Here is a 17795-nt window from a genome sequence, read left to right on the forward strand (position 1 = left end):
CCGACTGAGAAGCCCGACAGAACCGCGTTTGCCCGATATAAAGACGCCGGACGCGGTTAGCCCCCGAAGGGGCGCGGGGAACTGCGCGACCAGCCCCCACCGGCCCGCAGCCGAAGAACTCAGCCCCCCGCCCGCTCGGTGAGATCGATCAACCTGCACACCGTCTCGATATCGATCTTCACCTGCGCTATCGAAGCCCGCCCCGACAGCCACGTGATCAGCGCCGAATGCCACGTGTGCTCGATCACCCGCACCGCGGACAGCTGCTCGGCGCTCGGCGCCCCCGCCAGCCCCATCGCGTCCAGGATGATCGCCGTGGTCTGCCGGGACACCATGTCCACCTCGGGCGACACACTCCGGTCGGCGAAGGTCAGCGCACGCACCATCGCGTCCGCCAGATGCGGCTCGCGCTGCAGCGCGCGGAACGCCCGCATCAGCGTCTCCGCGACCCGCTCGGCCGCCGACTCGCCCGCCGGCGGCTTCTTCCGCAGCGTGCCGTGCATGTGCTCCAGCTGGTCCTGCATGGTCGCCACCAGCAGGTGCACCTTGGACGGGAAGTACCGGTACAGCGTGCCGAGCGCGACCTGCGAGGACTCGGCGACCTCGCGCATCTGCACCGCGTCGAAACCGCCTCGGCTGGCCAGCTGTGCGCTCGCGTGCAGGATCCGGCGGCGGCGGGCCTCCTGCCGCTCGGTGAGCGGCGGGGAGACAGGCCGAGAGGTACTGGCTTCCGCAGGCATGGGTCCCGTTCCGTGACAGTCGTGACAGTCGGTGAGGGCATCATCGGGGCATGTGATCATCCAGGATGGCAGGGGCCCGCGCCGTGGCGCGAATCACCTGATCCACTGCTCACGGCACCCCTACCTGCCGGTAGATTCAGAGCCTCTTGAACGATCAAGTCTGTAACTTGTTCTACATTAGCGTCCCGTCATAGTCTCGCGGGACCATGCAGCGAGAAGGGGGCCACAGAGTGACCGCTGAGGCCAGTCAGGCGGGGCTCCGTCAGGACCTCGCCGCCGACGGCGGGCGACCGCTCCACATCGCGCTCCTCACCTATAAAGGGAACCCGTTCTGCGGCGGCCAGGGCGTCTACGTCCGGCACCTCTCGCGCGAACTGGCCCGCCTCGGCCACCGTGTCGAGGTCATCGGCTCCCAGCCCTACCCGATCCTGGACGAGGGCCTCGACGGTCTCACCCTGACCGAGCTGCCGAGCCTCGACCTCTACCGCCAGCCCGACCCCTTCCGCACCCCCCAGCGGGACGAGTACCGGGACTGGATCGACGCCCTCGAAGTCGGCACGATGTGGACCGGCGGCTTCCCCGAACCGCTGACGTTCTCCCTGCGCGCCCGCCGCCATCTGCGCGCCCGCCGCGGCGAGTTCGACGTCGTGCACGACAACCAGACCCTCGGCTACGGCCTCCTCGGCGACCTCGGCGCCCCGCTGGTCACCACGATCCACCACCCCATCACCGTGGACCGGCAGCTGGAGCTGGACGCGGCCGAGAACCGGCGGCGCCGCTACTCGGTGCGCCGCTGGTACGCGTTCACCCGCATGCAGAAGCGCGTCGCCCGCCGGCTGCCCTCCGTACTGACGGTCTCCGGCTCCTCCCGCCAGGAGATCGCCGACCACCTCGGTGTCCGTGACGACCGCGTGCACGTCGTCCACATCGGCGCCGACACCACCCTTTTCTCGCCCGATCCGGCGGTGCCCGTCGTGCCGGGCCGGATCGTCACCACCTCCAGCGCCGACGTACCGCTCAAGGGCCTCGTCTTCCTCGTCGAGGCCCTGGCGAAGGTGCGCACCGAACACCCGGACGCCCACCTGGTCGTCGTCGGCAAGCGGCCCACCAAGGGCCCGGTCGCCCAGGCCATGGAGCGGTACGGCCTCGAGGACGCCGTCGATTTCGTCAAGGGCATCTCGGACGCCGAACTGGTCGACCTGATCCGCTCCGCCGAGATCGCCTGCGTGCCGTCCCTGTACGAGGGGTTCTCGTTGCCGGCCGCCGAGGCCATGGCCACGGGAACCCCGCTGGTGGCCACGACCGGCGGCGCGATCCCAGAGGTGGCCGGCCCGGACGGCGAGACGTGCCTCGCGGTCCCGCCCGGCGACCCGGGCGCGCTGGCCGCCGGACTCGGCCGGCTGCTGGCCGACCCCGCGCTGCGGACCCGCCTCGGACAGGCCGGCCGCGAGCGGGTGCTCGCCCGGTTCACCTGGGCGCGCGCCGCCGAGGGCACCGTGGCCCACTACCGCGAGGCCATCGCCCGTGCCGCGGGCACCCGCCGCTCCGCGCCCGGCCCGCACCAGCCGGTCCCGGACCCCGATCGGCCGGCGCCCGGCCCCGGCCGCCCCACGCCCCAGAATCCCGGCCGCTCCGCGGCCCCGGCAAGTGTTGCAGGCGTCTCCTCCGAAAGCAGGGCCACGTGCTGACCGTCGACTTCTCCCGGTTCCCGCTCGCCCCGGGCGACCGCGTCCTGGACCTCGGATGCGGTGCCGGCCGGCACGCCTTCGAGTGCTACCGGCGCGGCGCGCAGGTCGTGGCCCTGGACCAGAACGGGGAGGAGATCCGCGAGGTCGCCAAGTGGTTCGCGGCGATGAAGGAGGCCGGCGAGGCCCCCGCGGGAGCCACCGCCACCGCCATGGAGGGCGACGCCCTCAACCTCCCCTTCCCCGACGAGTCCTTCGACGTCGTCATCATCTCCGAGGTGATGGAGCACATCCCCGACGACAAGGGCGTCCTCGCCGAGATGGTCCGCGTTCTCAAGCCCGGCGGACGCATCGCCGTCACCGTGCCGCGCTACGGCCCCGAGAAGGTCTGCTGGGCGCTGTCCGACGCCTACCACGAGGTCGAGGGCGGCCACATCCGCATCTACAAGGCCGACGAACTCCTCGCCAAGATCCGCGAGGCCGGCCTCAAGCCCTACGGCACCCACCACGCGCACGCCCTGCACGCGCCGTACTGGTGGCTCAAGTGCGCCTTCGGCGTCGACAACGACAAGGCGCTGCCGGTGAAGGCGTACCACAAGCTGCTCGTCTGGGACATCATGAAGAAACCGCTGGCCACCCGGGTCGCCGAACAGGCGCTGAACCCGCTGATCGGCAAGAGCTTCGTGGCGTACGCGACCAAGCCGCACCTGCCGACCCTGCCGCGCCTCGCGGAGACCGAGGCGGCCGCCCGGTGACCACTCCCCGGACAGAACACCTCGTCCTGCCCGGGGTCCTCACCGCCGACGAGGCCGCCGCCACCGTGCGCGGCATCCTCGCCGTGCAGCGGGAGGACGGCGCGATCCCCTGGTTCCGCGGCCACCACCTCGACCCGTGGGACCACACCGAGGCCGCGATGGCCCTGGACGCGGCCGGCGAACACGAGGCCGCCGAGCACGCCTACGCCTGGCTGGCCCGGCACCAGAACGAGGACGGCTCCTGGCACGCGGCCTACGCCGACGGCGCCCACGACGAAGTCACCGACGCCGCCCGCGAGTCGAACTTCGTCGCCTACATCGCCGTAGGCGTCTGGCACCACTACCTGTCCACCGGCGACGACACGTTCCTGGACCGCATGTGGCCGTCCGTCTACGCGGCCGTGGAGTGGGTGCTGCGGCTCCAGCAGCCCGGCGGCCAGATCGGCTGGCGGCGCGACGACGACGGCACGCCCGCCGCCGACGCGCTGCTGACGGGCAGCTCCTCCGTCCACCACGCGCTGCGCTGCGCGCTCGCCATCGCCGAGCAGCGCGAAGAGCCGCAGCCCGACTGGGAGTTGGCGGCCGGTGCGCTGCGGCACGCGATCCGCCGGCACCCGGAGCGGTTCCTCGACAAGGGCCGCTACTCGATGGACTGGTACTACCCGGTCCTCGGCGGCGCCCTCAGCGGCACGGAGGCCAAGGCCCGCATAGAGGCCGACTGGGACCGCTTCGTCGTCCCCGGCCTCGGCGTGCGCTGCGTGGTGCCCAACCCCTGGGTGACCGGCGGTGAGTCCAGCGAACTCGCCCTGGCGCTCTGGGCGATGGGGGAGTCCGACCGGGCCCTGGAGATCCTTCAGTCCATCCAGCACCTGCGCGACCCGGAGACCGGCCTGTACTGGACGGGTTACGTCTTCGACGACGACGCCATATGGCCCCGCGAACTCACCACATGGACCGCGGGTTCACTGCTCCTGGCGGTCGCCGCACTCGGCGGCCACGAGGCCACGTGCGCGGTGTTCGGCGGGGAGAGCCTGCCCGTGGGGCTGGACCCCGACTGCTGCTGAGGGCGCCCCGTGAGGGGCGCGGGGAACTGCGCGACAGGCCACAGCGCACCGTCGGCCCCGCCACAACCCCAGCGCCCCCCGCGCGGCAGCGCTCAGTGCCGGTGCAGCCGATTGGCGATGGCGTGGCCCACGAACAGATACACCACCGCGGCCAGCCCGTACCCGGCGACCACGCGAGCCCACGTCGCGTCGAAGGTGAACAGGTCGTGGGACCAGCCCGCGAGCCAGTTCGCCGCGCTGTGCACACCCTGCACCAAGCTGTTGGCGGGGTTCGCGTCGAACAGGTCCATCAGGATCCACAGACCCAGGATGACAGCCACGATGTCGGCGGCGATCGCTACGACCGTCCCGGCCTGATTGGTGCCGTTGCGATATCGAGGGGACATACTTTGACGCCTTGCCCGTAAACCCTCCGTGAAACAACCCTCCGGAAACTCGAACGGGTTCCCCCGGCTGGCGCACACGCGCACCGCGGGTGAGGCTTCCGGAGGAACTGCCCGCTCGGGGAGACATACCGGAGGACCCCGTGCCCGTACCGATACGGCGCCTCGCCGTGGCGCTCACCCTCTGCTGTGCCCTTCTCGCCGGCACCACGGCCTGTGGAAGCAGCGCGAAGAGCAGCACGAAGCAGGCCGCCGCGGTCGCCGCCGACACCCCCAGCCCGAGCACCTCCGCCGAAAAGCAGAAGTTCGCCAAGACCCGGTTCGTGCTGAACGCGGGCCTCGCCGCCGGTGCGACCTACCAGTGGATCGTGAAGCCCTGGAAGGCCGGCAAGTTCAAGAAGGGCGCCCACGGCCGCACGCTCGCCTTGGTCAAGGCCGGTCTCGCCGGTGCCTTCACCTACAACCGGCTCAAGGCCGCGGTGAAGAACGCCCAGGGCGATCCGACGCTCTCGAAGGCGCTCGCGCCTCTCAACGCCGCCATCGCCTCCCTGAAGGACCTCCCCTCCAAGCTCCGCAAGGGCGACGGTGACGCCGCGAAGTCCTTCGACGACGTCATCAACAAGGTCAAGGAAGCGGGCAAGAGCGCGGGCGCCGAAGTGAAGGAAAAGGTGCCCTCGGCGAGCGAACTCCAGGGCGGTTCCTAGGAGTTCGGTGGCCCGCTCCTAGGAGTTCAGTTCCGCCAGTACCCTGAGCGTGTGCGGGTCCGGTGACAGGGCGAGCAGGTCCGTCACCGGCCCCTTGCGCCACAACTCCAGCCGCTCGGCGATGCGTTCACGCGGACCGACCAGGGAGATCTGGTCGGCGAAGGCGTCCGGCACGGCCAGCACCGCCTCCTCCCGGCGCCCCGCGAGGAACAACTCCTGTATCCGCCGGGCCTCTTCCGCGTACCCCATGCGTGCCATCAGGTCGGCGTGGAAGTTCCGGGCCGCGTGTCCCATTCCGCCGATGTAGAAGCCGAGCATGGCCTTCACGGGCAGCAGCCCCTCGGCCACGTCGGCACACACCTTCACCCGGGCCAGCGGAGCCACCAGGAACCCCTCGGGCAACGCCCGCACCACGTCGCCGTACACCTCGGGCCGGCTCGGCGCCCAGTACAGCGGCAGCCAGCCGTCGGCGATCCGGGCGGTCTGCGCCACGTTCTTCGGCCCCTCCGCGCCCAGCAGGACGGGCAGTTCGGGTCGCAGCGGGTGGGTGATCGGCTTCAGCGGCCGGCCCAGTCCGGTGCCGTCCGCGCCCCGGTACGGCAGCGGATGGAACCGCCCGCCGCACTCCACCGGCCCCTCGCGCCGCAGCACCTGCCGTACGACGTCCACGTACTCCCGGGTCGCGGTCAGCGGCGACGCCGGGAACGGCCGGCCGTACCAGCCCTCCACCACCTGCGGACCCGACAGCCCGAGCCCCAGCAGCACGCGGCCGCCGGAGAGGTGGTCCAGGGTGAGCGCGTGCATCGCCGTGGCCGTCGGCGACCGGGCCGCCATCTGCGCGACCGCCGTACCCAGCTTGATCCTTGAGGTCTGCGCGGCGATCCAGGTCAGCGGTGTGAAGACGTCCGACCCCCACGACTCCGCCGTCCACACCGAGTCGTACCCGAGCCGCTCCGCCTCCCGGGCCAGCGCCACGTGCTCCGGATCGGGGCCGCGCCCCCAGTACCCGAGTGCCAGACCGAGCCGCATGCCACCATCTCCTGACGTATCGTCAGTTCCGTTGCCGCGCAGGCGACTGTACGACAACGGCCCCCCGCCCGGAAGGGCGAGGGGCCGCGTGCGACGGGCGTCCGGATCAGCCGCGCTGGATGCCGGAGGTGTCCTGGAGGACGCCGCGACGGCCGTCCTGGGTCTGCGCGATCAGCTGGGCGCCGCGCTGCTCGACGGCCAGGTACCAGGTACCCGGGGCCAGTTCGGCGATCGGGGTCGGCGAACCGTCCTCCCCGAACAGCGGCCGGGTCACCGGCACGGCGAACCAGAACGGCGAGAAGTCCCCGTCACCGGAGGCCGCCTGCGGCGCCGGCGCGGGAGCGGCGGCCTGCTGCGCGGGCGCCGGCTGCTGCCCGAAGGGCTGACCCGCCTGCGGCTGGGCGCCGTACGGCTGCTGCGGCTGGGCACCCGGGTAGCCGTAACCACCGGCCGGCTGGGCGCCGTACGGCTGCGGGGCGCCGGGCTTGGCGGCGGGGACCAGGGGGCCCTGGAGGGCGGGCGCCAGCGGCGTGCCGAGTGCGGCGGCGGCCATGAGGATCGTCGCGATGAGGGCGAGGATCAGGCCGGTACCGGCGTCCGGACCGTCGCTGCTCGTGCCGCCGAAGTTGTTGCCGCCGCCGGAGGGGTCGATGACATTGCCGAGGGCGCTCAGTGCGGCGAACAGCATGAAGGCGGAGCCGAACTGCGCGAGGTCCAGGCCGGCCACCTTGCGGGGCTGCGGCTGGGAGCGGCTCACGATGAGGAGCGCGGCGCCGATGATCCCTGCCAGGACGACGCTGAGCAGGACCGGTCCGCTCTCCCAGAGGTTCGGCATGCTGATGTCGCTGCTGCCGGGGCCGTCGTATGAATAGTTGTCGAAGAACGACGCGATGAACAGCAATACCGCTGCCCCGATCACCACGCCGTCGCCTCTAGTGAGGGAGCGGATATTCACTTCAGGTCCTTCGTAGGTCGTCTCGTCGTCGGTAGACACTATCGTCAGCGTGATCCGGCTGTCCGGCCGGTTCCGCCCCTCGGTCACGACTCGCGCAGGAAACTCACGATTCCCTCAGAGATCCCTTGCGCCGCCTTCTGCCGCCAGGCGCCGCTGGTCAACAGTGCCGCGTCCTTGCTATCCCGCATGTTGCCGCACTCGATGAACACCTTGGGAACTGTTGACAGATTGAGACCGCCCAGGTCCGTGCGCGTGACAAGACCGGTACCGCCGCCGAGGTAGTTGGAGGGCGGTTCGCCCGTTACGCGGACGAAGTCCCCGGCGATGCGCTCACCGAGTTCGCGGGAGGGGCCGACGATGGCCCGGGTGTCCGCGGCACCGGCGTGCACCGAGCCGGGCATGATGACGTGGAAGCCGCGGTTGCCGGGCGCCGAGCCGTCGGCGTGGATGGAGATGGCGGCGTCGGCGCGCGCGGTGTTGCCGATCCGGGCCCGCTCGTTGACGCAGGGACCCCAGGCGGGGCTGCCGTCGTCGTGGGTCAGCTTCACCGTGGCGCCCTCCTTCTGAAGGATCGCGCGCAGCCGGTGGGCGACGTCGAGGGTGAACCGGGCCTCCGCGTAACCGGCGTTGGTGGACGTGCCGGTGGTGTCGCATTCCTTCGAGTTCGTGCCGATGTTCACCTGGCGGTTGATCTCGGACGTGTGCCGGAAGTTGCCGGGGTTGTGCCCCGGATCGATGACGACGACCTTGCCCTTGAGCGATCCGGACCCCGCGGGCACGCCGTCGCTCTTCGTCGCCCCCGGTCCCGGCTGCTTGCCGTCGTCGGAGGAGGCGGAGGCGGACCCGGCGGCCGACGGAGAGGACGACGCGGAACGGGAGGGTGCGGAGGAAGCGGACGACGCGACCGGGCCGGCCTGTCCCGAGCCACCCCCGCCCACGGCGTCGTACACCACCCAACCCAGCAGCGCGCCGGGCACCAGCGCGGCCAGCGCCACGGTCAGCGGGGCACGGCGCGTCCGGCGCGGCCGCGGGGGATCGAAGTCAGGACCTACGTACGACACGCCAGCGACTCTAACCGGGCCGCTCAGATCCCCGTGCCGGTTCGCCGCAGCACGCGGAGCGAACCGGTGGCCGAGACCTCGGTGAAGGCGCCCGATTCCAGGGCGCGCAGGTAGATCCGGTACGGCGCCTGGCCGGTGAACTCGTCCTCGGGGTGCGGGAAGACGTCGTGGACGGCGAGGAGCCCGCCCTCGGCGACGTGCGGCGCCCAGCCCTCGTAGTCGGCGGTCGCGTGCTCGTCGGTGTGCCCGCCGTCGACGAAGACCAGGCCGAGCGGGGAATTCCAGATCGCGGCGATCCGCGGGGACCGCCCGACAAGCGCGATCACATGCTCCTCGAGACCCGCCCTGAACAGCGTGCGCCGGAAGGTGGGCAGCGTGTCCATCAGGCCGACCTCGGGGTCGACGGTCTCCGGGTCGTGGTAGTCCCACCCGGGCTGCTGCTCCTCGCTGCCCCGGTGGTGGTCGACGGTCAGCACACTGGTCCCGGCCTGGCGGGCGGCGTCGGCGAGCAGCACGGTGGACCGTCCGCAGTACGTCCCCACCTCCAGCAGCGGCAGCCCCGGCCGCCCCGCCTCCACCGCGGCCGCGTACAGCGCCAGCCCCTCGTCCACGGGCATGAACCCCTTGGCCGCCTCGAAAGCGGCCACGATCTCGGGCTTGGGCACGGTGGACATAGGACGCCTTCCATTCACACGACGATCAGCCCCCATGCTGCCCTACCGGCGGGTCACTTATCGACATGGGGAGGTGAAGCGCCCCTTAAGGGGCGTGGGGCTGTGCCGATATGCGGCTCCGCCGCGTGGGCGCGACAAACCACGGCGCCTTGGTCGGCGACGGCGCCCCAGGGCGCCCCTGAGGGGAGCGGGGAACTGCGCGACAAGCAACAACGCGCCCGCACCCGCCACACAACCCCACGCCGCACCCCCTCAGGCGCTCACAGCCTCCCCCGGCAGGGAAAGGTCAAGATCAACCGCCCTCTCCTCACCGGAGTGAACGGCAGCAGAGGCGAGCGGCCCATGGCCGGAGGCCTTCGCGGCCAGCACGTACGCGCCTTCCTCCGGCACGGCCACGGAGTAACTCCCGTCGGCGCCGGAGACTGCGGACCCCGCCTGCCGCCCCCGCCGGTCGATCAACGTCACCTTGGCCCGCGCGACCGGCGCACCCCCGGCGTCCAGGACCCGTCCCCGGAACCCCCGCAGCGCCGCCTCGGCGCGCTCGATACCGGCCTCCTCCTCGCTGCTGGCCCGCAACTGCGTGTGCTGCTGACCGGGCCGCGAGGACTTCGGCAGGAACAGGGCGAGCAGCAGCCCCACCGCCACCGCGGCGGTCGCGATGAGGAACGACACCCGGAACCCGTGCATCGTCGGGATCTCGATCCCGCCCACGTTCTGGCCCGTGTTGGCCAGCACCATCCCGACGACGGCGCTGGAGACGGACGTACCGATGGACCGCATCAGCGTGTTGAGGCCGTTGGCCGCACCGGTCTCCGACGCCGGCACCGCACCGATGATCAGCGCGGGAAGCGAGGAGTAGGCGAGGCCGATACCGGCGCCGAGGATCATCGAGATGACGAGGCTCTGCCAGGCCGCGCTCATCAGGCCGAGCCCGGCGCCGTAGCCGATCGCGATGATGATCAGGCCGAGGATCAGGGTGATCTTGGGGCCGTACTTGGCGGACAGCCGGGCGTAGACCGGCGCGGTGAACATCATCGTCAGGCCGAGGGGCGCGACGAGCAGCCCGGAGACGACCATGGACTGCCCGAGGCCGTACCCGGTGGCCGTCGGCAGCTGGAGCAGCTGGGGCAGGACCAGCGAGACGACGAAGAACGCGACGCCGACCATGATCGAGGCGAGGTTGGTGAAGAGCACGGCGGGGCGCGCGGTGGTGCGCAGGTCGATCAGCGGGGCCTTCAGGCGCAGCTCCAGCACGCCCCACAGGACGAGGACGACCGCGGACGCGGCGAACAGGCCGAGCGTGGTGGCGGAGGTCCAGCCCCAGTCGCTGCCCTTGCTGATCGGCAGCAGGAAGAGGACGAGGCCGGTGGACAGCCCGAGCGCCCCGAGCACGTCGAAGGTGCCCTCGGCGCGCATCGGGGACTCCGGTACGACGAGGAGGGTGAGGGCGATGGAGACGACGCCGAGACCGGCGGCGCCGTAGTACAGGGCGTGCCAGTCGGCGTGCTGGGCGACGAGGGCCGCGGCGGGCAGGGCGAGGCCGCCGCCGACGCCGATGGAGGAGCTCATCAGGGCCATCGCCGAGCCGAGCTTCTCGCGCGGCAGCATGTCCCGCATCAGGCTGATGCCGAGCGGGATGGCGCCCATCGCGAAGCCCTGGAGGGTGCGGCCCACGATCATGGTGAGCAGGTCGCTGGTGAGTGCGCTGATCACGGCGCCCACGACCATCACGGCGAGGCTGGCTATCAGCATCCGGCGCTTGCCGTACAGGTCGCCGAGCCGGCCCATGATCGGGGTGGCGACGGCCCCCGACAGCAGGGTGGAGGTCAGGACCCAGCTGGCGTTGCTGGGGCTGGCGTCGAGCAGCTGCGGCAGGTCCTTGATGACCGGCACGAGCAGCGTCTGCATCACCGCGACCACGATGCCCGCGAAGGCGAGCACGGGGACCACGGCCCCGTTCACCGCCCGGGTGGGCTGTTCGGTCGTCGTGTCCGTCATGGTGTGAGGCCTCCCGCGTCGTTAAGTGCTGGGTAAACCTCGTATGCACAGGCAACTATTCCGTTGCTTCGGGCCTCTAACGGATTCTTGACCGGCTCATGGGTTTCTGACCTTTCGTCAGGGGCTGGTAGTTTGGTGGAACGCGTTCTACTCTGCGCGCCATGAAGGCTTACGTCGCCGGTGTCGGGATGACCAGGTTCGAGAAGCCCGAGACCCGCCAGTGGCAGTACTGGGACATGGTGCGGGAAGCGGGCGGCAGGGCGCTCGCGGACGCCGGGATCTCCTACACCGAGGTGGAACAGGTTCCCGTCGGCTACTGCTTCCAGCCCTCCACCGCCGGCCAGCGCGCCGCCTACGAACTCGGACTGACCGGGGTCCCCGTCTACAACGTCAACAACAACTGCGCCACCGGCGCCACCGCGCTCATGCTGGCCCGGCAGCTCGTCGAGGGCGGCGCCGCCGACTGCGTGCTCGCCCTCGGCTTCGAGAAGATGAAGAAGGGCTCGCTGGGCGGAGGCGCCGACGGCGGAGCCCGCGGCGGAGCCGCTGATGACTGGAGTTCGACGTCGCCCGTCGCCCGGCACTACGGCGTCATGGCCGCCCGGCACGGCTTCGAGGCGAGCCCGCCCACCGCCCAGATCTTCGGCGCCGCCGCCCGCGAGCACATGGAGCGGTACGGCACCACCGACGCCCAGCTCGCCGCCGTCGCCGCCAAGAACCACCGGCACTCCGCGCACAACCCGTACGCCCAGTTCCGGGACGTGTACGACGTCGACGGCATCCTCGCCGCCCGCACGGTGCACCGGCCGCTGACGAAGCTCCAGTGCTCGCCGACCTCGGACGGAGCGGCGGCCGCCGTGGTGGTGTCGGAGCGGTTCGCCGAACGGCGCGCCCTGACCGGGCTCGTCGAGGTCGCCGGGCAGGCCATGGCCACGGACACCGAGGAGTCCTTCGCCTCCGGCTCGTGCGTCGACGTCGTAGGGCAGCCGATGTCCCGGGAGGCGGCGCGGCAGGCGTACGAGAGGGCGGGGCTCGGCATCGAGGACGTGGATGTCGTCGAACTGCACGACTGCTTCTCCGTCAACGAGCTGCTGACGTACGAGGCGCTCGGCATGTGTGCGCCGGGGGAGTCCGGCAAGCTCGTCGAGTCGGGCGCGACGACGTACGGCGGCCGGTGGGTGGTGAATCCCTCCGGCGGGCTGATCTCCAAGGGGCACCCGCTGGGCGCGACGGGCCTGGCCCAGACCGCCGAACTGGTCTGGCAGCTGCGCGGGGACGCGGCGGAACGGCAGGTACCGGGCGCCCGCGTCGGCCTCGCCCACAACATCGGCCTGGGCGGCGCGGCGGTGGTGACCCTGCTGCGGGCGGTACGGGACGGAGGCTGACCCGGCCCTGCCGTACCCCCGGGCGTCCGGGGTCGTACGACCCCGGACCCAGGACCGCGTCCGGCGAAATGCCGATGCAAGGACCGTAACCGGCTTGAGAGCATGACACTCATGCTCGAAGCCGCCGACACCTCGCCCGCCTCACCCCTCATATCCCGTCGCACGACACCCCCCACCTGGCTGGTGGTGGCCCTGGCCTGCGCCGGGCAGTTCCTGGTCGTCCTCGACGTGTCCGTCGTCAACGTCGCCCTGCCGTCGATGCGGACCGACCTGGGGCTGAGCGCGTCCGGCCTGCAATGGGTGGTGAACGCGTACGCCATCGCCTTCGCCGGGTTCATGCTCCTCGGCGGCCGGGCCGGCGACCTGTACGGCCGCAAGCGCATGTTCCTCGTCGGCCTCGCCCTGTTCACGCTGGCCTCGCTGGGCGGCGGCCTGGCCCAGGAGGGCTGGCAGCTGCTGCTGGCGCGGGCCGTGCAGGGCCTCGGCGCTGCGGTGCTGGCGCCCTCGACGCTGACACTGCTGACCGCGGCGGTACCGGAGGGCCCGGCCCGCGCGCGGGCCGTCGCCACGTGGACCGCGGTCGGCGCGGGCGGCGGGGCCGCCGGGGGACTGGTCGGCGGAGTGCTGGTGGACGTGCTGTCCTGGCGGTGGGTGCTGCTGATCAACGTGCCGGTCGGCGCGGTGGTGCTGGCCGGCTCCGTGCTCTGGCTCACGGAGAGCCGCGCCGGGGGCGGACGCCGGCTCGATTTCCCGGGCGCGCTGCTGGCGACGGCGGGACTCGCCACCCTTGCCTACGGCATCGTGCAGACCGAGGCCGAGGGCTGGACCGCCGCATCGACCCTGACACCACTGCTCACCGGGCTAGCTCTGCTCGGCCTGTTCCTGCTGGTCGAGGCGCGCACCGCGGCCCCGCTGATGCCGCTGGGCCTGCTGCGGATCAGGTCGGTGGCCTCGGCGAACGCGGCGATGCTGGTGTCCGGCTCGGCCATGTTCTGCATGTGGTACTTCATGACCCTCTACGCGCAGAACGTCCTCGGCTACACACCGCTGGAGGCCGGGTTCGCCCTGGTGCCCAGCTCGCTGTCCGTCATCATCGGCTCCAAACTGGCCCCGCGCCTGATGCGGGTGGCGGGCGCGAGGACCGTGGCGACGACGGGCACCCTGCTCGCGGCGGCCGGCTTCGCCTGGCAGTCCACGATGAGCGCGCACGGCGCCTACGTCACCGCCATCATGATCCCCGGCATCCTCATGATGCTCGGCGCCGGCCTGGCCGCGACCCCGCTCGCCTCCCTGGCCACGTCCGGCGCGGCACCCGAGGAGGCCGGACTGGTCTCCGGCCTCATCAACACCTCCCGCACCATGGGCGGCTCCCTGGGCCTCGCGGTCATGTCCACCATCGCCGCGGCCCGCACCGGCCACAACGCCCACACCGGCCCCGCCGAGTCCCTCACCGACGGCTACGCCCTCGCCTTCCGCACCAGCGCCGTCCTGCTGCTGGCCGGGGCCGCCCTGATGCTGGCGTGGCTTCCGCGGAGAAAGTCGTCGACTCCGGCGAAGTGAGCAACGATCCGGAGGGTCAATCTTCCTGGCAGTCGGTGAGGAGCCCGAGGCCGGGACCTCACAGCCACCCCCGCTGACGGGCCTCCCGGACCGCTTCCGTGCGGTTGCGGGTGGCTGTTTTGCCGATGGCCGAGGAGAGGTAGTTGCGGACGGTGGACTCGGACAGGTGCAGGCGGGTGGCGATGTCGGCGACCGTCGCGCCGTCCACCGAGGCCTCCAGCACCTCGCGTTCACGGGCCGTCAGTGGATTCGGTCCGGCGCTGAGGGCGGCGGCGGCCAGTGCCGGGTCCACCACGGTCTCGCCGGTGAGCACGCGGCGGATCGACGCGGCGAGTTCCTCCACCGGGCCGTCCTTGACGAGGAAGCCGGCGGCGCCCGCCTCCATGGCCCGGCGCAGATAGCCGGGCCGGCCGAAGGTGGTCAGGATCAGCACCCGGCAGTCGGGCGCCTGCGTGCGCAGGTCCTCCGCCGCGTCCAGGCCGCTCCTGCCCGGGAGTTCGATGTCCAGCAGGGCGACGTCCGGGCGGTGCAGCAGGACGGCGTCCACGATCGCGTCGCCCCGCTCGACCTGGGCGACCACCTCTATGTCGTCCTCCATGCCGAGCAGCAGGGCCAGGGCGCCGCGCATCATGCCCTGGTCCTCGGCGAGCAGCACGCGGATGTCGGTCACGTCACGAGTCTAGCCATTCCAGCGGCTCGTTCCTGTCGTTCCGTGGGTCTTGACGCGGACTCAGGATGCCAAAACAATCGCCTCTGAATTTCCCGGTATTCGTTCGGTATTTCGACGAAGAAGGAAGTTCGGTATTTCGATCGAACGTTGTCCGGTATTTCGGCCAGAGATCAGAGACCAGAGGTGACCCGTGTTCCCCGGAATCCCCCGCCCGCCGCTCACGCTCCGCCCGCACTCGCTGAGAAGCGCCGCGCTCTCCGTCCTCGCCGTCTGCGCCACCCTCGCCGGGCTGCTCCTCGGCACCGGCGCCCCGCCCGCGGCCGCCGCGGGTTCACTGCCCTGTGACGTCTACGGCGCCGCGGGCACCCCGTGCGCCGCCGCCCACAGCCTCGTGCGAGCGCTGTACTCCTCGTACGACGGCCCCCTCTACCAGGTGCGGCGCGCCTCAGACGGAGCCACCAGGAACATCGGTCCGCTGACGGCCGGCGGGTACGCCGACGCGGCCGCGCAGGACTCCTTCTGCTCCGGCACGACCTGCGTCATCACCGAGATAAACGACCAGTCGCCCCGCCGCAACGACCTCACCGTCGAGGGCGCCGGCGGCGCCGGCGCGGCCGACGTCGCCGCGCCCGCCGACGCGCTGCCGGTGACCGTCGGCGGCCACCGGGTCTACGGCCTGGAGATCTCCGCCGGCATGGGCTACCGGGACAACTCCACCTCGGGCGTGTCCGTGAACGGGCAGGCCGAGGGGATGTACATGGTGACCTCCGGCACGCACGTCAACGGCCGCTGCTGCTTCGACTACGGCAACGCCGAGACCAACAACAAGGACACCGGCAACGGGCACATGGACGCCATCAACTTCGGCACCGAATGCTGGTTCGCCCCCTGCTACAGCAAGGGCCCCTGGGTACAGGCCGACCTGGAGAACGGGCTGTTCCAGTCCGACGCCGGCTACAGCAGGAACACCGCGAACACCGGCACCGGACCACTCCCGTTCGTGACAGCCCTCCTGAAGAACAACGGGCAGAACCATTTCGCGCTGAAATACGGAAATGCGCAGTCGGGCGGACTGACCACCACCTATTCCGGAGGTGAGCCGACCCGGAGCGGCTACGCGCCGATGCACCAGGAGGGGGCCATCGTCCTCGGCACCGGCGGGGACAACAGCAACGGCTCCACCGGGTCCTTCTTCGAGGGCGTCATGACCTCCGGCATCCCGACGGACGCCGCCGACGACGCCGTCCAGGCGAACATCGTCTCCGCCGGCTACGGCGGCCCGACCGGCACCACCGGCACCCTGAACCCCGGCTCCGAGATCTCCCTGCGCGCGACGACCTCCTGCTGCACCGGCGACTACGTCCGGCACCAGAACGACGCGGCCGTCATCTCCCCGGTGACGTCGGGCAGTTCCGCCCTCGACAGGAACGACGCCACCTGGATCGTCCGCCGCGGCCTCGCGGACGGCTCCTGTGTCTCCTTCGAGTCCCGGAACTACCCCGGCGACTTCCTGCGCCACTCCGACTTCAAGCTCTCCCGGCAGCCCATGGACGGCACGGCCCAGTTCAGGGCCGACGCCACGTTCTGCCCGCAGAGCGGCAGGAACGGCTCGGGCACGTCGTTCGCCTCGTACAACTACCCGACGCGCTACCTGCGCCACTACGACTACAACGTCTACATAGCGAGCGACGGCGGCTCCAACGCCTGGGACAGCGCCGCCTCCTGGGCCGCCGACGTGACGTGGTCCGTCAGCTCACCCTGGGCGCCGTAGCCGAACCGGCCGATCCCGCCGATCCCACTGATCCGGCCGATGCGGATGATCCGGACGCCGGCTGCTCCGCCGGTTCCACCGGGAGTTCGGCGGTCACGGTGAAGCCGCCGCGCGGCGACGGCCCGGCCCGGAGGGAGCCGCCCGCCGCCGCGAGGCGCTCGGTCAGCCCCTTCAGGCCGGTCCCGCCGATGCCGCCGGACTCCCGGGGCGGGGCGACGGCCGTACCGCTGCCGTCGTCGGTGACGGTGAGCCGGACCAGCCCGGCGCTGCTCTCGACCGTGATCTCGCAGCGTCCGGCGTCGCTGTGCCGGACCACGTTGGTGACCGCCTCGCGCACCACCCAGCCGAGCAGCGCCTCCGTCTGCGGGGTCAGCGGCGTCCCCGACTGACGCACCACCGGTTCCACACTGGCCGCCGACAGCGCCGAGCGGGCCCGGGTCAGCTCGGTGGCCAGACTGCCCTCGCGGTAGCCGGTCACGGCCTCGCGGATCTCGGTGAGGGCCTGTCGCCCGACCGACTCGATGTCGCCGATCTGCGACAGCGCGGCGTCCATGTTCCGCGGGGCCAGCCGCCGGGCCGCCTCCGACTTCACCACGATCACCGACAGGGTGTGCCCGAGCAGGTCGTGCAGATCGCGGGAGAACCGCAGCCGCTCCTCCTCCACCGCGTTCCGGGCCAGCTCCTCCCGGGCCGCGCGCAGCTCCCGTACGGCCTCGGACAGACCGAGGATCGCGGCCGTCACCATGCTGGACAGGAACGTGGCGTACGCGATGTTCACCCCGTCGGAGCCGTCGTGGTAGGCGGAGATCAGGCCCGCGTACACGGCCAGCAGGAAGCCCACTTTGCCCAGCCAGGGGCCGCGCAGCGTGGCGCCCGTGGCGAGGCCGAGCAGCGGGAACAGCATCAGCCAGTTGCCGCCGTAGCCGAGACCGAGACCCGTGGTCAGCACGGCCATCAGCAGCAGCGCCACGCGGGTGGGCGCCGCCTCGCGCTTGCTCCGGTCGAAGGTGCGGAAGGTGATGTAGACGTACAGGACGCCGAAGGCGAGCAGGCCGAGGCCGCCGAGCAACGGCTCGGCCGCCTTGCCCTGCAGCACGTCGGACACCGCTCCGGAGACCATCAGCAGCCACGGCAGCAGGGCGAACCCGGTGGGCGGCGGGCCCGGATGGTCCACCGCGGGGATCTCGCCGTTCTTCCGGGCGGCCCGCTGCGCCGCCCGGAACCGCTCCATGTCCTCGCGCCAGCGCGCCCGCGCCTCCTGCCAGGCCGTGACCTGGCCCTTCACTCGTCGCCACCACGTCATGTCGGAATGTCCCCCGGTCAGATGGTCCCGCACCGCGCCGGTGCGAGAGCACAGCGTA

At 71.6% G+C, this 17795-nt stretch carries 16 protein-coding genes; 7 read left to right on the forward strand and 9 right to left on the reverse strand.

Annotated features, from left to right (window positions below; all coding sequences use genetic code 11):
- Positions 1-119: 119 nt before the first annotated feature.
- The gene (locus tag ABZ854_RS13990; RefSeq protein ID WP_361209205.1) at positions 120-740 is read right to left on the reverse strand and encodes a TetR family transcriptional regulator; all 621 of its coding nucleotides are present in this window, start codon (positions 738-740) and stop codon (positions 120-122) included.
- A 230-nt stretch (positions 741-970) separates the two neighbouring features.
- Between ABZ854_RS13990 and ABZ854_RS13995 the strand changes: the two genes are divergently transcribed.
- From ABZ854_RS13995 to ABZ854_RS14005, 3 genes are read left to right on the forward strand one after another with little or no spacing between them, the layout of a single operon-like run.
- On the forward strand, positions 971-2428 hold the full coding sequence (locus ABZ854_RS13995) for a glycosyltransferase family 4 protein (RefSeq protein ID WP_361209208.1): 1458 nt from the start codon (positions 971-973) through the stop codon (positions 2426-2428).
- Positions 2422-3180, forward strand: a complete 759-nt coding sequence (locus ABZ854_RS14000; RefSeq protein WP_361209211.1) for a class I SAM-dependent methyltransferase — start codon at positions 2422-2424, stop codon at positions 3178-3180. The genes ABZ854_RS13995 and ABZ854_RS14000 overlap by 7 nt, the downstream gene beginning before the upstream one ends.
- Complete coding sequence (locus tag ABZ854_RS14005) at positions 3177-4244, forward strand: prenyltransferase (RefSeq protein WP_361209213.1); 1068 nt, start codon at positions 3177-3179, stop codon at positions 4242-4244. Before ABZ854_RS14000 ends, ABZ854_RS14005 begins: the two co-directional genes overlap by 4 nt.
- 92 nt (positions 4245-4336) lie before the next feature.
- Here the strand turns inward: ABZ854_RS14005 and ABZ854_RS14010 are convergent, their stop codons facing one another.
- Entirely contained in the window at positions 4337-4630 is a 294-nt protein-coding gene (locus tag ABZ854_RS14010) for a hypothetical protein (RefSeq protein WP_361209216.1), read from the reverse strand.
- Positions 4631-4770: 140 nt separating this feature from the next.
- Between ABZ854_RS14010 and ABZ854_RS14015 the strand changes: the two genes are divergently transcribed.
- On the forward strand, positions 4771-5331 hold the full coding sequence (locus ABZ854_RS14015) for a hypothetical protein (protein ID WP_361209218.1): 561 nt from the start codon (positions 4771-4773) through the stop codon (positions 5329-5331).
- 18 nt (positions 5332-5349) lie between these two features.
- On the opposite strand, the gene ABZ854_RS14020 is transcribed toward ABZ854_RS14015, so the two are convergent.
- The 5 genes from ABZ854_RS14020 to ABZ854_RS14040 all read right to left on the reverse strand — a co-directional run bounded on the left by ABZ854_RS14020 (position 5350) and on the right by ABZ854_RS14040 (position 11048).
- Positions 5350-6360: an LLM class F420-dependent oxidoreductase gene (locus ABZ854_RS14020; RefSeq protein ID WP_361209221.1), complete on the reverse strand. Its 1011-nt coding sequence runs from the start codon at positions 6358-6360 to the stop codon at positions 5350-5352.
- Positions 6361-6466: 106 nt separating this feature from the next.
- Positions 6467-7315, reverse strand: coding sequence for a hypothetical protein (locus ABZ854_RS14025; RefSeq protein ID WP_361209224.1), 849 nt, complete (start codon positions 7313-7315; stop codon positions 6467-6469).
- Between the two features lie 83 nt (positions 7316-7398).
- Complete coding sequence (locus tag ABZ854_RS14030) at positions 7399-8376, reverse strand: N-acetylmuramoyl-L-alanine amidase (RefSeq protein WP_361209227.1); 978 nt, start codon at positions 8374-8376, stop codon at positions 7399-7401.
- 23 nt (positions 8377-8399) lie between these two features.
- Entirely contained in the window at positions 8400-9050 is a 651-nt protein-coding gene (locus ABZ854_RS14035) for a class I SAM-dependent methyltransferase (protein WP_361209230.1), read from the reverse strand.
- A gap of 252 nt (positions 9051-9302) precedes the next feature.
- Complete coding sequence (locus tag ABZ854_RS14040) at positions 9303-11048, reverse strand: MFS transporter (protein ID WP_361209233.1); 1746 nt, start codon at positions 11046-11048, stop codon at positions 9303-9305.
- A gap of 161 nt (positions 11049-11209) precedes the next feature.
- On the opposite strand from ABZ854_RS14040, the gene ABZ854_RS14045 reads away from it, so the two are divergent.
- Entirely contained in the window at positions 11210-12433 is a 1224-nt protein-coding gene (locus tag ABZ854_RS14045) for a lipid-transfer protein (protein WP_361209236.1), read from the forward strand.
- 111 nt (positions 12434-12544) lie between these two features.
- Positions 12545-13993: an MFS transporter gene (locus ABZ854_RS14050; protein WP_361209239.1), complete on the forward strand. Its 1449-nt coding sequence runs from the start codon at positions 12545-12547 to the stop codon at positions 13991-13993.
- A 58-nt stretch (positions 13994-14051) separates the two neighbouring features.
- On the opposite strand, the gene ABZ854_RS14055 is transcribed toward ABZ854_RS14050, so the two are convergent.
- Positions 14052-14663, reverse strand: a complete 612-nt coding sequence (locus ABZ854_RS14055) for a response regulator transcription factor (protein WP_361209242.1) — start codon at positions 14661-14663, stop codon at positions 14052-14054.
- Positions 14664-14901: 238 nt separating this feature from the next.
- On the opposite strand from ABZ854_RS14055, the gene ABZ854_RS14060 reads away from it, so the two are divergent.
- On the forward strand, positions 14902-16434 hold the full coding sequence (locus ABZ854_RS14060) for an alpha-L-arabinofuranosidase B (protein ID WP_361209603.1): 1533 nt from the start codon (positions 14902-14904) through the stop codon (positions 16432-16434).
- Here the strand turns inward: ABZ854_RS14060 and ABZ854_RS14065 are convergent.
- A complete protein-coding gene (locus ABZ854_RS14065; RefSeq protein WP_361209245.1) occupies positions 16412-17737 on the reverse strand; it encodes a sensor histidine kinase in 1326 nt (441 codons plus the stop codon). The two genes, ABZ854_RS14060 and ABZ854_RS14065, sit on opposite strands and share 23 nt — an antisense overlap.
- Between the last annotated feature and the right edge of the window lie 58 nt (positions 17738-17795).

The sequence above is a fragment of the Streptomyces sp. NPDC047028 genome, assembly GCF_040644095.1.
Classification (GTDB): Bacteria; Actinomycetota; Actinomycetes; order Streptomycetales; family Streptomycetaceae; genus Streptomyces.

What these genes read in the sequence shown, in the direction of transcription:
- ABZ854_RS13990 (WP_361209205.1), bottom strand. Translation starts at nt 740, where the DNA reads ATGCCTGCGGAAGCCAGTACCTCTCGGCCTGTCTCCCCGCCGCTCACC.
- ABZ854_RS14010 (WP_361209216.1), bottom strand. Translation starts at nt 4,630, where the DNA reads ATGTCCCCTCGATATCGCAACGGCACCAATCAGGCCGGGACGGTCGTA.
- ABZ854_RS14020 (WP_361209221.1), bottom strand. Translation starts at nt 6,360, where the DNA reads ATGCGGCTCGGTCTGGCACTCGGGTACTGGGGGCGCGGCCCCGATCCG.
- ABZ854_RS14035 (WP_361209230.1), bottom strand. Translation starts at nt 9,050, where the DNA reads ATGTCCACCGTGCCCAAGCCCGAGATCGTGGCCGCTTTCGAGGCGGCC.
- ABZ854_RS14040 (WP_361209233.1), bottom strand. Translation starts at nt 11,048, where the DNA reads ATGACGGACACGACGACCGAACAGCCCACCCGGGCGGTGAACGGGGCC.
- ABZ854_RS14045 (WP_361209236.1), top strand. Translation starts at nt 11,210, where the DNA reads ATGAAGGCTTACGTCGCCGGTGTCGGGATGACCAGGTTCGAGAAGCCC.
- ABZ854_RS14050 (WP_361209239.1), top strand. Translation starts at nt 12,545, where the DNA reads ATGCTCGAAGCCGCCGACACCTCGCCCGCCTCACCCCTCATATCCCGT.
- ABZ854_RS14065 (WP_361209245.1), bottom strand. Translation starts at nt 17,737, where the DNA reads ATGACGTGGTGGCGACGAGTGAAGGGCCAGGTCACGGCCTGGCAGGAG.